Source organism: Bradyrhizobium sp. WSM4873, assembly GCF_055811355.1.
This window is the reverse complement of sequence record NZ_JBVVPS010000001.1, coordinates 287,969-303,877: the sequence shown is the minus strand read 5'-3', so window position 1 is coordinate 303,877 and position 15,909 is coordinate 287,969. Positions and strand designations below refer to the sequence as shown.

Here is a 15,909-nt window from a genome sequence, read left to right as displayed (position 1 = left end):
AGGTGCTCAGCGAATCGGTGTTTGGCCGCCCGCCCTAAGTGAGGGCCAGACGACGTTCCCGGCAAGGCCGCAACCACGCAATCCCATGCTGCTTTTGTGACGGCTGTATAGCGGCGGGGGCGGGGGACGTCACCACCGGCTAACCCTCTCCACGGCGGAATCTTGCCGGTGTGGCATTTTTCTCTGCCGGAGCGCTCGAGTCGCCCCGCCGGGAGCCGCGCGCGGCGATCTCGGCGACCAGCGTCGTCAGGCTGTTGATCGCGTTCAGCGACAGGCCGGCGTCGCCGCCGGCTTCGCCCCGGGCCGATTCGGGCAGCACGGCACGCAGAAAGCCGAGTTTTGCCGCTTCTTTCAGCCGGGCCGGGGTCTGCGCCACCGGGCGCACCACGCCGGACAGCGAGATCTCGCCGAAATAGACCGCATCGGTGGGTAACTGCGCATTAACCAGGGAGGACACCAGCGCCGCCGCGGCGGCCAGATCAGCCGCGGGCTCGTGGATGCGCAGGCCGCCGGCGACGTTCAGATAGACGTCGTGGCCGGACAGCTTGACCCCGCAATGGGCTTCCAGCACCGCCAGCACCATCGAAAGCCGGCTCGGATCCCAACCGACCACGGCCCGTCGCGGGGTGCCGAGCGAGGTCGGCGCCACCAGCGCCTGCAATTCGACCAGAACGGGCCTTGTGCCTTCGATGCCCGCGAAGACTGCGGTGCCGGGCGTGCCGAGATCGCGCTCCGACAAAAACAGCTCGGAGGGATTGGTGACTTCGCGCAGGCCAAGCCCGGTCATCTCGAACACGCCGATCTCGTCGGTCGGTCCGAAACGATTCTTCACGGCACGCAGGATGCGGAATTGCTGCGAGCCTTCGCCCTCGAACGACAGCACCGCATCGACCATGTGCTCGACCACGCGAGGGCCGGCGATCTGACCGTCCTTGGTGACGTGGCCAACCAGGATGATGGCCGCGCCGGTCCTTTTGGCAAAACGAATCAGGGCCTGTGCCGAGGCGCGCACCTGCGTCACCGTGCCGGGTGCCGATTCCACCGTGTCGGTCCACATCGTCTGGATCGAATCGATCACGATCAGCCGGGGCACCGCGCCCTCGGACAGCGTCGAGACGATGTCTTCGACCGACGTCTCGGCGGCGAGCTGCACCGGCGCATCCGACAGCCCGAGCCGTTCGGCGCGGAGCCGCACCTGTGCGACCGCCTCTTCGCCGGAGATGTAGACGACACGGTGCCCGGCGCGTGCGAGCAGGCTTGTGGCCTGCGTCAGCAGCGTCGACTTGCCGATACCGGGATCGCCGCCGACCAGAAGCACCGAGCCGCGGACGAAGCCGCCGCCGGTCACGCGGTCGAGCTCCGTCATGCCCGAGGACAGGCGCGGGGCGTCCTGGGTTTTGCCGGACAGGCTTTCGAGCGCGAACGTCCGCCCCTTGCGCTTGGAGCGGATCGACACCGGCACGCTGCCGGTCGTGTCCTCCTCGGCCAGCGTATTCCACTCGCCGCAGGACTCGCACTTGCCCTGCCAGCGGTTATAGGCCGCGCCGCAGTTCTGGCAGACGAAGGAAAGTGTGTTCTTGGCCATGGGGACAGCGAGTCCGGGGGATAGCGAGTCGGGGGTTTCAGGTTTGCTGATAGCACGGAATGACGGGTTGAGAGCGTGAGTCCGAGCGGACCGCATATCGCAGTTCGGCACGCCTGATACACCCTTTGTTAGCTCTATGCCGCCGCAACAGGCCGGACTTTGCCAAATGTTAGCGGACGCGGGTCCAGTTTCGGAACCAATACGGGATGGCGAAACGAATGACCGGACTTTTGCGGATATTGCTGGCTTTCGGCATCACCTGCGGCGCTCTGATGCCGTCTGGCGGCGCTGTTGCGGCCGATGCGAAGCGTCTCAACGTCGTCTTCGTCAACCCGGGCAAGACCGGTGAGGTCTATTGGGACATGGTTTCGCTGACCATGCAGGCCGCCGGCCGCAAGCTCGGCGCGCATGTCGAGGTGCTGACCAGCGAGCGCAATTACCGCACCATGCAGGAGCTCGGGTTCGGCGTGGTGGCACGCAGCGACAAGCCCGACTTTCTCATTCTCTCGAACGAGGAATCGGCCGCCGTCCCGATCATGGAGGCAGCCGAGGCCACCGGGATCAGGACGCTGCTGCTCTCGAACACGCTGATCGGTGACGATGCGGCGCGTCTTGGACCGCCGCGTCAAAAGCTCAAGACCTGGCTCGGCGACATCACGACGGATCTTCAGACCGCGGGCGCGCGGATGGCCAATGCCCTGATCGACGCGGCGCGTGCCGAGAAATGGCGGAGCCCGGACGGCAAGATCCACATTCTCGGCATCGGTGGCGACGAGATCACGCCGGCCTCGATCGCCCGCAACGCGGGTCTCAAGCTCGCGGTGGACGCCGCGCCCGACGTCGTGGTGGATCGGATGCTGTTCGCCAACTGGACGCAGTCGGAGGCCGAGCATGTCACCACGAATTATCTGAGCTGGGCCACGCGCAAGGAGATCCGACCTGCGGGCATATGGGCCGGAAACGATCCGATGGCGCTGGGAGCGCTTCGCGCAGTGAGCGCTGCCGGCCTCACGCCCGGGCGGAACATCCAATTGGTCGGCCTCAACTGGTCGGAGGATGCGCTGCGCGAGATCAAGGCGGGCCGTCTGCTCTTGACCGACGGCGGGCATTTCCTGCTTGGCGGCTGGTCGATCGTTCTCTTGCGCGACTACGCTGATGGCTGCGATTTCGGGGCCCTATCACCCCGCGTCGAGGTCAAGACGTCCGCGATCACGCGCGACAACCTCGCTGCGGTCGGCGACCTCATCACCACGCGCGCCTTCGACCGGATCGATTTCGCGCGTTTCAGGGCCAAGGCAGGGCGCTGCGGCCAGTACGACTTCTCCGTCGATGCGCTGATCTCGTCGCTGACCCCTGTGGAAGGCGCTGCCGACTGATGCGAAACGGCGACGACATGACCGATCCGGATCGCAAGCAGCAGGCGGCGCCGCCGCGCTTGCGCTCGGTCGTCCGTGCGATGATCTGGGCGACAGTACCTGTTCTGTTGCTGGTTCAATTGCTCGCCTCCGCCGGCGTCGAGGCCTCGAGCTTCTGGTCGCAGATTAGGCAGCTCGACGCCCGCATTGCCCGCGTCGCCGAGAGCCGCGCCGAACTGATCGCCGAACCGCTCTGGAAGATGCGTTACGACCAGGTCACGAGCGTGCTCAACGAGATCATGCACGACGAGAGCATCGCCGCGGCGGCCGTTTACGACGATACCGGAATCGCGATTGCCCGCGTGGTGGCGCGCCCGGCGGGACAGGCGGTCGCGGAGATCTCGCGTCCGATCAACTACAGCAACGGCAACATGGCGGTCCAGGCCGGCCGCATCGCGATCGTATATTCGCAAGCGGCGCTCTACGCAGACACGGGCAGCCGGCTGGTGCTGCTGCTGGTCGTCGGCCTGTTGGCAACGTTTGCGACCCTGATCGCCATGCGGATCTCCGCCAACCTCTTCATCGGCAGGCCGCTGGCGGCGATGATGTCCGCGATCCAGCGCAGCAAGCAGGACGGCCGCGCCTATCCGGCGGAAGTCAAATCCTCGAACGAGTTCGGTCAGCTCGCGCATGCATTCAATGCCATGCAGCACACGACGTCAGGTGCGCTCGACCGACTCGGGCACATGGCCGCGCACGATCCGCTCACGGGGCTGCCCAATCGCCGCTCGCTCTCCGAGCACCTCGTGACCCTGAGTCACGATGCCGGCTCGCCGGACGCGCTGATCGCGCTCTGCTTCATCGATCTCGACGACTTCAAGGGCATCAACGACACTTTTGGCCATGATTCCGGCGACAAGTTCCTGGTGCACATTTCCGAGCGCCTCCGTGGTGCGGTCGAACCGCAAGATTGGGTGGCCCGGCTCGGAGGCGATGAATTCGTCGTCATTCGCCCCGAGGTCAGCAACGAGGAGACCGCGCAGAAGTTTTCGCGCCACTTGCTGGATGCGATTTCCGAGCCGATCCGGCTTCACGACAAGCGGGTGGTGCCGCGTGCCAGCATCGGCCTTGCCGTGCGCCGTGCCGGAGATCCCGAGCTTTCGCACCTGCCGGCGCTCGCCGACATCGCGCTCTACCATGCCAAGAGCAAGGCGCCCGGCACGGTCGCGGTGCTCGACGAAGCGCTTCAACGCGACTATCGCCGCCGCCGGGAGCTCGAACTTGCCATTCCCACAGGCTTCGACGAGAGGCAATTCGAGGTCTGGTATCAAAGCCAGGTCGATCTCGAAAGCCACGACATCGTCGGCCTGGAAGCGCTGATCCGCTGGCGCCATCCGGAGCATGGCGTGATCGGTCCGGGCGAATTCTTGCCGCTGATCGAGCGCAGCGGCAACAATGCGCGGCTGACGCGCTATGTGCTCACCGACGCCTGCCGCGCGCTGCAACATCTGGCTGCGGCCGGCAGGCCGCATATCCGGATCGCGATCAATCTGCCGCCGTCCGAGCTCGCCGACCATTCGTTCGCCGCCGAGCTGCGGGCGACCTGCGCGCGCTTCGACGTCGCGGCATCATTGCTGGAACTCGAGATCACCGAGGGATCGCTGATCAACAACATGGCCAGCGCATCCGAGACGCTGCACCGCCTGCGGCGCCTGGGTGCCACCATCGCGCTCGACGATTTCGGCACTGGCTACAGCTCGCTCGCCCATCTCAGGCGGTTTCCGCTGGACAAGGTCAAGATCGACAAGGCGTTCATCAGCGAGATCCCCGATAGTGCGGAAGACAAGGCGATTGTTGGCGTCATTGCATCGCTCGCCGGTACGCTGGGCCTCACTTTGGTGGCGGAAGGCATCGAGCGCGCCGAGCAGGCCCAGGCCATGCGCGAGATGGGCGTGAGGTTCGGGCAGGGCTTTCTCTATCATCGGCCGCAGCCACTCGAGGCCGTGTTGCTATGGCTCGAGGGACAGCGGGCTCACCAGAGCCGCGTCATCGAGGATAGCCCGTCGATCGCGCCCGAGTTTGCGGTCTGAGCGCAGCGCCGCTACGGCTGCGCCGCATTCCACAGCATGGAGAGGCCGGCGGCGATCATGATCGCGTCCATCACCACGCGGAACATCTCCGGCTTCAGACGCAGCACGAAGCGTTTGGCGATGAAGGCGCCCGCCATCAACGAAGATCCAGCGATCAGGCCTTTGACGAACACATCGCCAGTCAGCGCGCCGAACCGTTCGAAGGTCACGGATTTCGCGGCATAGAGCCCGAGCGAAGAAGCCGCTTCGGTGGCGAGGAAGGCGCCCCGGGACAAGCCGTAGAACAGGAACAGCGGGACGCTGAGCGGGCCGGTTGAGACGACGATGCCGGTGAGGTAACCAATGACGGCCCCGCCGATCGCCAGATGCCAGAGATTGGCCTTGAGATCGTGCCGCGCCAGCGAGTGCCGCACCGGCACCATCGCGATCAGGAAGACGCCGATGGCGAGATCGACGGCGTGCGAGGGCAGCGCCAGCAGCGTCCGCGCGCCGAGCACGGCAGCCGGAATGCCTGTCACCGAATAAGCCGCGCAGGCCCGCCAATCGACCTCGCGCCACCAGGCCAGGATCCGTGAGAGATTGGCCATGACGGCGGCCACCGCCATGATCGGCACCGCCTCCTTTGGCCCGTAGGCATAGACCAGCACCGGCATCAGCATGATCGACGAGCCCGTGCCGACGATGCCGGAAATGGTGCCTGCGACGAGGCCGACGATGAGGACGAAGAGGAAAGCCAAAACGGTCTCCACGAATCGGGAGAGTTTAGACGTGGCCAGCGGCGGGGGCGATCCGCGAGGCGAGGGAACCTATTTTGCCGAACGAGAGCCCGGCGTTAACCATCGCCGACGGTTCCAGTCTGAGCGAAATCGCTTCGAAGTTTCTTAAATCTTACTGGGTACCTCTCGTGGGCATAGTGACCTGGGGGAAAGAGTATGGGTAAGCGGGCCAAACGCGGAAAGGCGGAGACCTTCGCGATCCCGATGGCCGCGAGAGTTGCAATTGGCGCTGTGGCCGTTGGTGCGTTGGGGTACGGTTTGCTGTCCCGGCCGACGAACCTGCAACCGGCACGAAAGCCGTCCGCGCACGAAGCTCAAGCGTCGTCAACTCCGGTTTACGTGGCAACGCCGGTTCATGCATCAGCTCCGACTCCGACGCCGGCTTCGGCTCCGCTTCCGACCCCGGCGCCTCTGGTCGAACCGCCCAAAGCGGCTGACGTTCCCGGAGCATTGGTTCGGCAGGTGGTCGACTACGCCAGCCGCCAGACCCCGGGCACCGTGATCATCGATACCAAGAACACATTCCTCTATCTCGTCCTGAACGACGCGCAGGCACTGCGCTACGGCATCGGTGTTGGCCGCGAAGGTTTCACATGGTCCGGTGAGCAGACTGTGGCTCGCAAGGCAGAATGGCCGGATTGGCATCCGCCCGCGGAGATGGTCTCGCGTCAGCCCTATCTGCCGCGGTTCATGGCAGGCGGTCCCGGCAATCCGCTTGGCGCCCGGGCGATGTATCTGGGCGAGACGGAATATCGAATTCACGGCACCAACAAGCCCGATACGATCGGGAAGCGGGTCTCGTCAGGCTGTATCCGACTGACCAATGAGGACGTCGTTGACCTCTATGATCGCGTGAAAGTCGGCGCGAAAGTGATTGTGCTTCCGACAACCGTTGCCCGCCGACCACCCCAGGGAGCGCCGGCCGACGCCGCTTTCCGATTACCGGACCCGGCATCGCCGTCGAACCGGTCCTCGGCAACTCACGCGCAGATCCCGTCATCCGGACCGAGGATCGCCGAGGCCCGGTAACGCGTCCTCATCCTGCACAGAGGACAAGGAGGCAATGCAAGTCGCCTACGAGGTCAGCTCCTGGCCCATCGCACCATTGCGTGTCGGGCGAGGCCTCTCGACCGGTGAAACCTGCGTTTCGGAGTATGCGTAACCCATTGATTCGCCAACGATCGGCTACTGTGCATGGGGTTGTTTTTCATCTTTTTGTCGAGTTGGCACGGCAAGTCGGTGCTCGCAGCACGTGGACCAAGGCCGGCTGCGCGCTGCTGACAGCATGTTGGCAGCAGGGTCCGGCTACGACCATCTCCTGACAAAACGGAGAGCGGGTCATGCCGATCGAGGCGAGCTGTCATTGCGGTGAGACGGTGTTCGAGGTGACGGAGGTGCCCTCGAGCGTGACCCGTTGCACCTGCTCGCTCTGCGCCAAGCGCGGCGCGTTGTGGGCCTATTACATGCCGGCGCAGTTTCGGCTGCTGTCGCCCGCCGAGAACGTCGCGACCTACCTCTGGGGCAGCCGCACGGTCAAGCACCATTTCTGCGCAAGCTGCGGCTGCGGTACCTATTCGGAGTCGCCGGACTGGTCGACCGGCAAGCCCGATTTCGACAATCCGAGAGTCGCCGTCAACGCGCGCCTGTTCGACGAATTCGATCTGGAGGCCGTGCCGGTGACCATGATCGATGGCAAGAATTTATGGTGAGCATGCGCTCTCGCGCATGTCTGCTGCTCGTCCGTGTTCTTGTGGCACTCTTGAAAAGCTGATCTGTTTCCGGCCCGACAGAAAAAGGGGAGGAAGCCGATGATGCGTCTTTTCGCGCGAGTGATGCTCGCGATGTGTCTGGCCGTTGTAGTCGGCTTCAATGCGCAGGCGCAGACCAGGCCCAAGGTCACGACATCAGGACCGGATTTCCCCAAGGCCGCGCTGTTCGTCGGCAACAGCTTCTTCTACTACAACAACGGCATGCCCGGGCATCTCTCCTTCATGGAGCGGGCTGCCGATCCCGAAAACAAGGCGGCCTATCGCAACACCATGGCAACGATCGGCGGCTCCGGCCTCGATTGGCACGATATGGACAATCTGCTGCGGCCGGGCGGCCTCGGCGCCTATTCGTTCGACGAGCAGAACAACGTCGTCTTCAACAAGCCGGGCAGGCAGTACGACGCCGTCGTGATGATGGATTGCAGCCAGTGCCCGATCCATCCGCAATTGAAGGACGCGTTCGCGGCCTTCGTGAAGAAGGACAGCGAGATCGTCCGCGCCCACGGCATGCGCCCGGTCCTGTTCATGTCATGGGCCTATGCCGACAAGCCTGAGATGACGGAAGCGCTGGCCGAGGCCTACACGATCGCAGGCAATGCCAATGATGCGCTGGTGATCCCCGCAGGTCTCGCCTTCGCGCGCGTGCCCAAGCTGCAGCCCGAGCTCAATCTGTATGCGCCGGACAAGCGGCACCCGAGCCCCGCAGGCACGTATCTGGCGACCTGCGTGACGTTCGCCGCGCTGACCGGCCGCTCGCCGGTCGGCAATTCCTACACGATGGGACTGGACGCACCGACGGTGGAGCTGCTGCAAAAAGCAGCGTGGGACACGGTGCAGGATTATTACGGGCGTTGACCTAGCGCAGCACGATCCATGCCGGTGCGTGATCGCTCGCGCCTTCCTCGCCGCGAACCTTCTTGTCCACACCGGCTTTTGCCAGGCGTGAGGCGAGGGCAGGGCTGAGCAGGAGATGATCGAGCCGCAGGCCCGCATCGCGCGGCCAGCGGTTTCGCTTGTAATCCCAGAAGGTGTAGATGCGCTTTTCCGGGTGCAGTTCGCGGATCGCGTCACACCAGCCTTGTGCCACCAGCGAGGCAAAGGCCGCACGGCTCTTCGGCTGGATCAAGGCATCCTTGTCCCACGAGCGCGTCGCATAGATGTCGATCTCATCAGGCGCAACGTTGTAGTCGCCGGCGAGCACCACGGGCAGGTCCTGCTTGATCAAGGTTCTGGCGTGGCGCTTGAGCCGCGCGAACCAGTCGAGCTTGTAGTCGAATTTCGGTCCCGGTTGCGGATTGCCGTTCGGCAGGTAGATGCTGGTGACGATGACACCGCGTACCGCGGCCTCGATGTAGCGGGCTTCGTGATCGGCAGGTTTTCCCGGCAAGCGATCGCGGGTGAGAACGGGCTCGGCATTGCGGGCCAGGATGGCGACGCCGTTCCAGGTCTTCTGCCCACACCACACTGCGCCGTAACCGGCCTTTTCGATCGCGGCCGCCGGAAATTCGCCATCACTTGCCTTCAACTCCTGAAGTGCGACGACATCGGGCTTCGCCGTTCGCATCCATGCCAACAGATTGGGCAGGCGGCGATTGATGTTGTTGATGTTGAATGTCGCGATCTTCATGTAGAGCTACCGGCTCCTGCCTTCCCTTACCGGAGAAACAATGTCCAAGTTGAGCTTTGCCGTTATTGCCGCCGCCGTTGCGTTCTCCGGGGTCGCCTCGGCACAATCATCCGATCCGCGCGGCGCGTGCAAGGCGGACTATGACAAATTCTGCGCCGGCCTTGCGCCGGGCGGCGGCATCGTCGCCTGCCTCAACGCCAAGCGCGACAAGCTCAGCGCAACCTGCAAGACGGCGCTGGACAGCAGGAAAAAGAAGTAAGCGGCAAGCTGCTCAGCCCGGCAGAGGCGGCGGGCTTTCGGGCTGCTCGATCGGTGGCGGAGCGGGCGTCTGCTGCTCGGCTGCCTGCCCGAGAGCTGGCTTGGCCAGCGGCTCCACCACATTCCCGCCCTTGAAAATACGGGCGTAGCGGCGGCCGAGGCTGGTCAGCACCTCGTAGCCGATCGTTCCGAAATGATGCGCGAGCTCGTCGACGGTGATGCCCTCGCCGAGCAGCGTCACCATGTGGCCGCGCCGCGCCGCGTTCGGCGGCAGATCGGTGATGTCGATCGCGATCAGGTCCATCGAAACGCGGCCGGCGACCGGGCAGCGCTTGCCGGCGACGATGACCTCGGCACCGCGGGTGCCGTCGTTGGAACTTGCGGCGCGGAAATAGCCGTCGGCATAACCGACCGCGATGATCGCGAGTTTCGTCGGCCGCCGTGCGGTCCAGGTGCCGCCATAGCCGACGCTCTCGCCCCGCTCGATACTGCGGATCTGCACGATGCGGGCCTTGAGATCGACCACCGGCTGCATCGGATTGTCGGCCTCCGGCGTCGGGTTGACGCCGTAGAGCGCGGCGCCCGGCCGCACCATGTCGAACTGGAAGGGCGCGCCGAGGAAGACGCCGGACGAATTGGCGAGTGCCGCCGGCACGCCGGAGAATTCGCTGGCGATGCCGCGAAAGGCCGCGAGTTGCTTGGCGTTCACCGGGCTGTTGAGCTGCTCGGCCGAAACCAGATGGCTCATCACCAGCGTGATGCCGTGATCGCCGGCGTTGATGCGGGGGATGATGGCTTGCGCTTCCGCGAGCGTCAGGCCGAGCCGGTTCATGCCGGTGTCGATGTGGATGGCGGCGCCACCGGTCCAGCCGGTGCGGCGACAGAACACGTCCCATTCGGCGAGTTCGTTGAGATCGCCGATCACGGGGCGGCAGTTGATCTGGGCGTAGTGCTCGCCGGTGTTCTGGAAGTAGCCGCCGAGCACGTAGATCGAGGGCTCCGGCACCGCCGCGCGCACCTTGCGCGCTTCCTCGATGGTGGCGACGAAAAAGGTCTTGCAGCCGGCCTTGTTCAGGCCACGCGCGACCTGCTCGGCGCCGCAGCCATAGGCGTCCGCCTTGATCACAGCCGAGCATTCGGCCGGTACCGCCGTCTTCTCGAGCTTGCGCCAATTGGCGATGATGGCGTCGAGATCGACGGTGAGCACGCCGCCGAAGGTCGCGAGTGCGGCAGCCTGATTGGCCTCCGCGGAGAGAAGGCCGGATTGCGGGATCATTTTCGGGTCGGACGCCATTGTCATGGCGCCGTTTTACGCAAGAGGCCGGTCAGGTTCAACCCAGGGAACTCAGTAGTCGCCGCCGCCGCGGTCCGGCACCTGGCTGTCCGGCGCAAGGTCGCCGAACCGTGTGACCGACGCTTCGAAGGCCAGATCGACGGTGCCGGTCGGGCCGTGGCGCTGCTTGCCGATGATGACTTCGGCCTTGCCATGCGCGAGATCCATGTCCAGTCGCCATTTTTCGTGCTCGGGCGTGCCCGGGCGCGGCTCCTTGTTTCCGAGGTAGTATTCCTCGCGGTAGACGAACAGCACGACGTCGGCGTCCTGCTCGATCGAGCCGGATTCGCGCAGGTCCGAGAGCTGCGGCCGCTTGTCGTCGCGCGACTCGACCTGGCGCGAGAGCTGCGAGAGCGCAATCACGGGCACGCTGAGTTCCTTGGCGAGCGCTTTCAGACTGGTCGTGATCTCGGTGATTTCCTGCACGCGGTTTTCGCTGCGCTTGCCCGAACCCGACAACAGCTGGATGTAGTCGATGACGATGAGGTCGAGGCCCTTCTGCCGCTTCAGCCGGCGGGCGCGCGCCATAAGCTGGGCAATCGAGAGACCGCCGGTCTCGTCGACATAGAAGGGCAGCGACTGCAGCTCGATCGAGACCTCGCGGATCTTCTCGAAATCGGCCTCCGAGATGCCGCCGCGGCGGATCGACGAGGAGGGGATGCCGGTGCGCTCGGCCACGATACGCGTGGCGAGCTGGTCGGCCGACATTTCGCAGGAGAAGAAGCCGATGACGCCGCCATGGGCGGCCTTCATGGTGCCGTCGGCCTGGAGCTCTGGAACGTAGGCCCGGGCGACGTTGTAGGCGATGTTGGTTGCGAGCGACGTCTTGCCCATGCCGGGGCGACCGGCGACGATGATGAGGTCGGAGTGCTGCAACCCGCCCATCTTGTTGTCGAGGTCGCGCAGGCCGGTCGAGATGCCCGACAGCTTTCCGTCGCGCTGGAACGCTTTCGCGGCCAGATCGACCGCAAGCGTCAGCGCCTGCGAGAATTTCTGGAAGCCACCGTCATAGCGACCGGATTCGGCGAGTTCGTACAGGCGGCGCTCGGCGTCCTCGATCTGCGCCCGCGGCGCGAAGTCGACCGGGGCGTCATAAGCGACATTGACCATGTCCTCGCCGATGCCGATCAGGTCGCGTCGCAATGCCAGATCGTAGATGGTGCGCCCATAATCCTGCGCATTGATGATGGTGGTCGCTTCGGCGGCGAGGCGCGCCAGATATTGCCCGATGGTCATGCCGCCGATATCGGTGTCGGCGGGCAGGAAGGTCTTCAGCGTGACGGGCGTCGCGATCTTGCCCATCCGGATCAGGCTCGAGGCGGTCTCGAAGATGGTCTGGTGCAGCGGCTCGAAGTAATGCTTCGGCTCCAGGAAGTCGGAGACGCGGTAAAACGCGTCGTTGTTGACCAGGATCGCGCCCAGAAGGCTCTGTTCCGCTTCAATATTATGCGGCGCGCTTCGATAGGCGGGGGTTCCGGCTTCGGGCGCGAGTTTGAGAACGTTCGAATCAGTCAGGGCCATGGTCGAGCGATAGCAATTTTCTGGGGCGGATGCGGGGCCGGGATAAAGCGCCGCCTCAGACCAAAGCGGAAGCGAAAGCTCGCCGCTATCAACCGATCATTAAAATGGTGGATGATTGCCCGCCGCAGCACGCGCCGCGCTTGACGGATTTTCGTGGAACCAGGTCGCCGCCTGGAAGCGGCCGCTACCGTCGCCGCGGAAAACGCCGGATGAAGTGAACCTGAGGGGTCGGCGGGCCGACATATCGAGACGCGCGCGAATGACGCACGCTGGGCGCTTTCGGCTTGGTTCAGACCAGCAGGAGGTAGACCAGCGCAACCAGAGCCGCCCCGACGCCGGTAGCGATCAGGGCGTAATCGGTGCGGAGGTCGTCCTGCACGTCGAATGAGGTTTTGGTCTCGTTGCTCATGGCGACGGTCTAAGCCAGGGCCGACGAGACTTATGTGAAGCAGATCACATCTCCCCGGATTCTTTCGGGGGTACAGCCGGAACAGGTTAGCGGGCGGGGGATTGTCTCCCGATCTGCCACCAGGGAACGAGGCAAGCGATGCGGCCAGAACGGCAGCCCCGGAATTGGCGAAGCGAAGCAGGCAGCCGACTTTGGCTGTCGGGGCTGATCGCGGCCATGGAGCACGCTGCGCGGCCGGAAGTGCGTCGGGAACCGGTCGCCCCCGAAATCCTGAAGGCACTGCGGATACAATTGGCCTTAACGGATTCTTACCGGTCCGCTCCGGTTTCGACCCTGCGCCACTAGGACCTATTCACCAGCCAGCTTCAGTCTCGGCGTGGCGCCGGCTTCGACAGCCCGCAGCCGGGCCTCTTCACGGGCGATGTAGTTGCGCGTCATCGGCACGACGCCCTGACGCCGGGTGAGTTGGATCTGGAAGTTCATCATATTTTGCTTGCGGAATGTCATCTCGCTGGCTGCCAGATAAAATTCCCACATCAGCGCGAAGCGCTCGTCATACAGCTGTACGGCTTCTTCGCGTCGCGCCATGAAGCGCTCGCGCCATGCCTTCAGCGTTTCGGCGTAATGCAGGCGCAGTATCTCGATGTCGCAGACCAGCAGGCCTGCGCGCTCGATCGCCGGCAGCACCTCCGAGAGGGCGGGGATGTAGCCGCCGGGAAAGATGTATTTGGCGATCCAGGGATTGGTGGAGTCCGGGCCCTGCGAACGGCCGATCGAGTGCAGCAACATGACGCCGTCCTTATCCAACAGCTCGGCGCAACGCTGGAAGTAGATGTCGTAGAAGCGGGCTCCGACATGCTCCAACATGCCGACCGAGACGATGCGGTCGAACGGGCCGGCGACGTCGCGATAGTCCTGAAGCAGGAATTTGGCCGATCTGGTCAGGCCCTTTTCGGCTGCGCGCGCATTGGCGATCTGCAACTGCTCGGTCGACAACGTTATGCCGGTGACGTCAGCACCTGCGATCTCGGCGAGATAGAGCCCAAGTCCGCCCCAGCCGGAGCCGATGTCGAGCACGCGCTGGGCGCCCTTGACGAGCAGCTTTGCGGCGACGTGCCGTTTCTTGGCAAGCTGCGCATCGTCGAGCGTGCTCTCCGGCGTCTCGAAATAGGCGCAGCTGTATTGCTTGTCGGCGTCGAGGAAGAGCGAATAGAGCCTCGCGTCGAGATCGTAATGGTGTGCGACGTTGCTGCGGGAGCGCGGGCGCGGATTGAACTGCTTCAGGTGCCGCACCAGATAGCGCAGGTGCCACCAGGGTTTTGCCCAGTGCGGCAATAGGTCGGGTTGATCGAGCAGGATCGCGAGGGCATCAGCTATGGTGCCGTGCTCGACGACGAACTCGCCGTCCATGTAGGCCTCGCCAAGCCCGAGCTCGGGATTGACGAGGATCTTCCGCTCCGCGTCCGCGGTGACGAAGCGGACTGCGACCGGTTCGCCCGAGCCGTCGCCGACGGTGAACTCCGAGCCCTTCGCCGTGGTCACCGTCATCGACCCGCGGCGGATGAATTGAGACAGGAATTGACGCAACAATCGATCCATCGGCACCCATCCTCTCGAGCGAACCCGAAGAGATGCGACTTCACACCCTACGCCCGGGCATCTCAGCGGTTCCTATGCGTTTGCATCCAAGTCTAGGGAGGTGTTCCGGGCCTGCTATTGCGCTGTGTTCAAAGCGGATATTCCAAAACCGCTTAATCACATCCTTGCGCGCCGAGCCTGCTTCCATTCGCGGCTCAATCGGATAAAAGGTGACCCGCCGCGGCGCCGCCTGCCGGCTGCACCTCTCGGAATTCAATGGAGATGATGGGAATGTCGAGCCGAGCGCTCAGCCTCGCGACGATCTTGCTTCTGATCGGCTTCGGCGCGACCGATACCGTTCTCGCGCAGGCGACGAACCTCGAGGCCGGCAAGGCCCCATCCCAGCTTTTCGCGCAGACCTGCAATGCATGTCATAAGAGCCCGCGCGGCCTGTTGAAGACGGTGGCGCCGGGCTCGCTTCCGGGCTTCCTGCGTCAGCATTACACGACCAGCCCCGACATGGCCGGCGTGCTTGCCTCCTATCTCGTCTCCAACGGAGCCACCGACACCCGCTACCAGGCCAAGGACGGCCATAAGGACGGTAAGGACAAGAAGGACGGCGCCAAGGACAAGGAAGCCAATACCAATCCCGTGCAGGCCCCTGAGCATCAGGGCCGCCGGCAGCGTTCCCAGGAATCCGCCAAGCCGGAAGGCGAGGGTGCCGCTCCCGTGGCCGAGGGCGCGCGTCAGAAGCGCGCCGCGCGGCCGGCCGAAGAAGGAACGAAGGAAGGCGTAAAGCCCGAGGGCCAGGCTGCACCCGAAGGGCGCAAGGCCAAGCGTCTCGGCAAGCGCGGCCAGCCGGGAAGTGATGAGGCGCCGAAGGTTGATGCCGCGGCGCCGACAGCAGACGACAAGAAGAGCGAGCCGAAGGTCGAGTCCAAGCCCGACACAAAGCCCGAGACTGCGAAGGTGGATTCCGGCGAGGCCAAATCCGAAGGCAGCAAATCCGAAGGCAGCAAGCCGTCCGAGAAGCCCGCCGAGGCCAAGCCGGAAAGCGCCAAGGTGGAGCCGCGCGGCAGCAGCGAAGCTCCGGCGGTGCGGCCCGATCCGGTGCCGCAGGTGACGCCGGCGGCACCATCCGCCGCGAAGCCCGCCGAGCCAACTGCGCCCAAAGCCGCGGAAGAAGCTGCTCCCAAGCCCGCCGCGAGGTCCGAACCGCCAGCCAAGTCGCAGGAGCCGGCGCCGCCCGCGACTGCCGCGGCCCCGCCAGCGCCGGCCGAATCGTCCGGTCCGCCGGCGCCGCCGATTTCGCGATAAGCGACCATATTTTATAGACATGCGAAGGCCGCGCTCTGGCGCGGCCTTCGTCGTCTTGGGTACAAGCTCAATCTGTTGTCGCCCGCGGCCGGCGAGAAGCTGATCTGCCGGGCGAGGGTGATCAAGCCGGGGCGTCAGGTCTCCGTGGTCGCAGCCGACGTTTTCTGCGTCACCGACGGCGTCGAGAAGCATACGGCAACGGCGCTCGCGTCGACCGCGATGCTGGGCGAGGACGTTGCCGCCACAACGAAAAGCCCGGCCGCCTGAGGCGACCGGGCTTCGCAGCCTGCG

General features: G+C 64.7%; 13 protein-coding genes and 1 pseudogene. 8 read left to right on the top strand and 6 right to left on the bottom strand.

Features of this window, described 5'->3' with window-relative positions:
• Positions 1-139: 139 nt before the first annotated feature.
• Positions 140-1,585 carry a DNA repair protein RadA gene (gene radA, locus AC0L21_RS01460; RefSeq protein WP_473257257.1) on the bottom strand — a complete coding sequence of 482 codons (1,446 nt, stop codon included), beginning with the start codon at positions 1,583-1,585 and terminating at the stop codon, positions 140-142.
• 218 nt (positions 1,586-1,803) lie between these two features.
• On the opposite strand from radA, the gene AC0L21_RS01455 reads away from it, so the two are divergent.
• Both AC0L21_RS01455 and AC0L21_RS01450 read left to right on the top strand, forming a co-directional pair.
• On the top strand, positions 1,804-2,961 hold the full coding sequence (locus AC0L21_RS01455; protein WP_473257255.1) for an ABC transporter substrate-binding protein: 1,158 nt from the start codon (positions 1,804-1,806) through the stop codon (positions 2,959-2,961).
• Positions 2,961-5,030: a putative bifunctional diguanylate cyclase/phosphodiesterase gene (locus AC0L21_RS01450; RefSeq protein WP_473257253.1), complete on the top strand. Its 2,070-nt coding sequence runs from the start codon at positions 2,961-2,963 to the stop codon at positions 5,028-5,030. Before AC0L21_RS01455 ends, AC0L21_RS01450 begins: the two co-directional genes overlap by 1 nt.
• Before the next feature lie 11 nt (positions 5,031-5,041).
• Here AC0L21_RS01450 and AC0L21_RS01445 read toward each other — a convergent pair whose 3' ends face one another.
• Positions 5,042-5,767 (bottom strand): sulfite exporter TauE/SafE family protein, encoded by a 726-nt coding sequence (locus AC0L21_RS01445; RefSeq protein ID WP_473257251.1) that lies wholly within the window; start codon positions 5,765-5,767, stop codon positions 5,042-5,044.
• 195 nt (positions 5,768-5,962) lie between these two features.
• Between AC0L21_RS01445 and AC0L21_RS01440 the strand changes: the two genes are divergently transcribed.
• The 3 genes from AC0L21_RS01440 to AC0L21_RS01430 all read left to right on the top strand — a co-directional run bounded on the left by AC0L21_RS01440 (position 5,963) and on the right by AC0L21_RS01430 (position 8,430).
• Positions 5,963-6,835 (top strand): L,D-transpeptidase family protein, encoded by an 873-nt coding sequence (locus tag AC0L21_RS01440; RefSeq protein ID WP_473257249.1) that lies wholly within the window; start codon positions 5,963-5,965, stop codon positions 6,833-6,835.
• 311 nt (positions 6,836-7,146) lie between these two features.
• On the top strand, positions 7,147-7,515 hold the full coding sequence (locus tag AC0L21_RS01435; protein ID WP_473257247.1) for a GFA family protein: 369 nt from the start codon (positions 7,147-7,149) through the stop codon (positions 7,513-7,515).
• A gap of 99 nt (positions 7,516-7,614) precedes the next feature.
• A complete protein-coding gene (locus AC0L21_RS01430) occupies positions 7,615-8,430 on the top strand; it encodes a hypothetical protein (protein ID WP_473257245.1) in 816 nt (271 codons plus the stop codon).
• A gap of 1 nt (position 8,431) precedes the next feature.
• Here the strand turns inward: AC0L21_RS01430 and AC0L21_RS01425 are convergent, their stop codons facing one another.
• Positions 8,432-9,202, bottom strand: a complete 771-nt coding sequence (locus AC0L21_RS01425; RefSeq protein ID WP_473257243.1) for an exodeoxyribonuclease III — start codon at positions 9,200-9,202, stop codon at positions 8,432-8,434.
• Positions 9,203-9,242: 40 nt separating this feature from the next.
• Between AC0L21_RS01425 and AC0L21_RS01420 the strand changes: the two genes are divergently transcribed.
• Complete coding sequence (locus AC0L21_RS01420; RefSeq protein ID WP_473257241.1) at positions 9,243-9,461, top strand: hypothetical protein; 219 nt, start codon at positions 9,243-9,245, stop codon at positions 9,459-9,461.
• A gap of 12 nt (positions 9,462-9,473) precedes the next feature.
• On the opposite strand, the gene alr is transcribed toward AC0L21_RS01420, so the two are convergent.
• From alr to AC0L21_RS01405, 3 genes are all read right to left on the bottom strand, one after another.
• On the bottom strand, positions 9,474-10,754 hold the full coding sequence (gene alr, locus AC0L21_RS01415) for an alanine racemase (RefSeq protein ID WP_473258355.1): 1,281 nt from the start codon (positions 10,752-10,754) through the stop codon (positions 9,474-9,476).
• A gap of 51 nt (positions 10,755-10,805) precedes the next feature.
• The gene (locus AC0L21_RS01410) at positions 10,806-12,314 is read right to left on the bottom strand and encodes a replicative DNA helicase (RefSeq protein ID WP_473257238.1); all 1,509 of its coding nucleotides are present in this window, start codon (positions 12,312-12,314) and stop codon (positions 10,806-10,808) included.
• A gap of 757 nt (positions 12,315-13,071) precedes the next feature.
• On the bottom strand, positions 13,072-14,322 hold the full coding sequence (locus AC0L21_RS01405; protein WP_473257236.1) for a class I SAM-dependent methyltransferase: 1,251 nt from the start codon (positions 14,320-14,322) through the stop codon (positions 13,072-13,074).
• 270 nt (positions 14,323-14,592) lie between these two features.
• Between AC0L21_RS01405 and AC0L21_RS01400 the strand changes: the two genes are divergently transcribed.
• Both AC0L21_RS01400 and AC0L21_RS01395 read left to right on the top strand, forming a co-directional pair.
• A complete protein-coding gene (locus AC0L21_RS01400; protein WP_473257233.1) occupies positions 14,593-15,618 on the top strand; it encodes a hypothetical protein in 1,026 nt (341 codons plus the stop codon).
• Positions 15,619-15,636: 18 nt separating this feature from the next.
• Positions 15,637-15,885: pseudogene (locus AC0L21_RS01395) on the top strand (acyl-CoA thioesterase domain-containing protein); the annotation flags it as partial.
• Between the last annotated feature and the right edge of the window lie 24 nt (positions 15,886-15,909).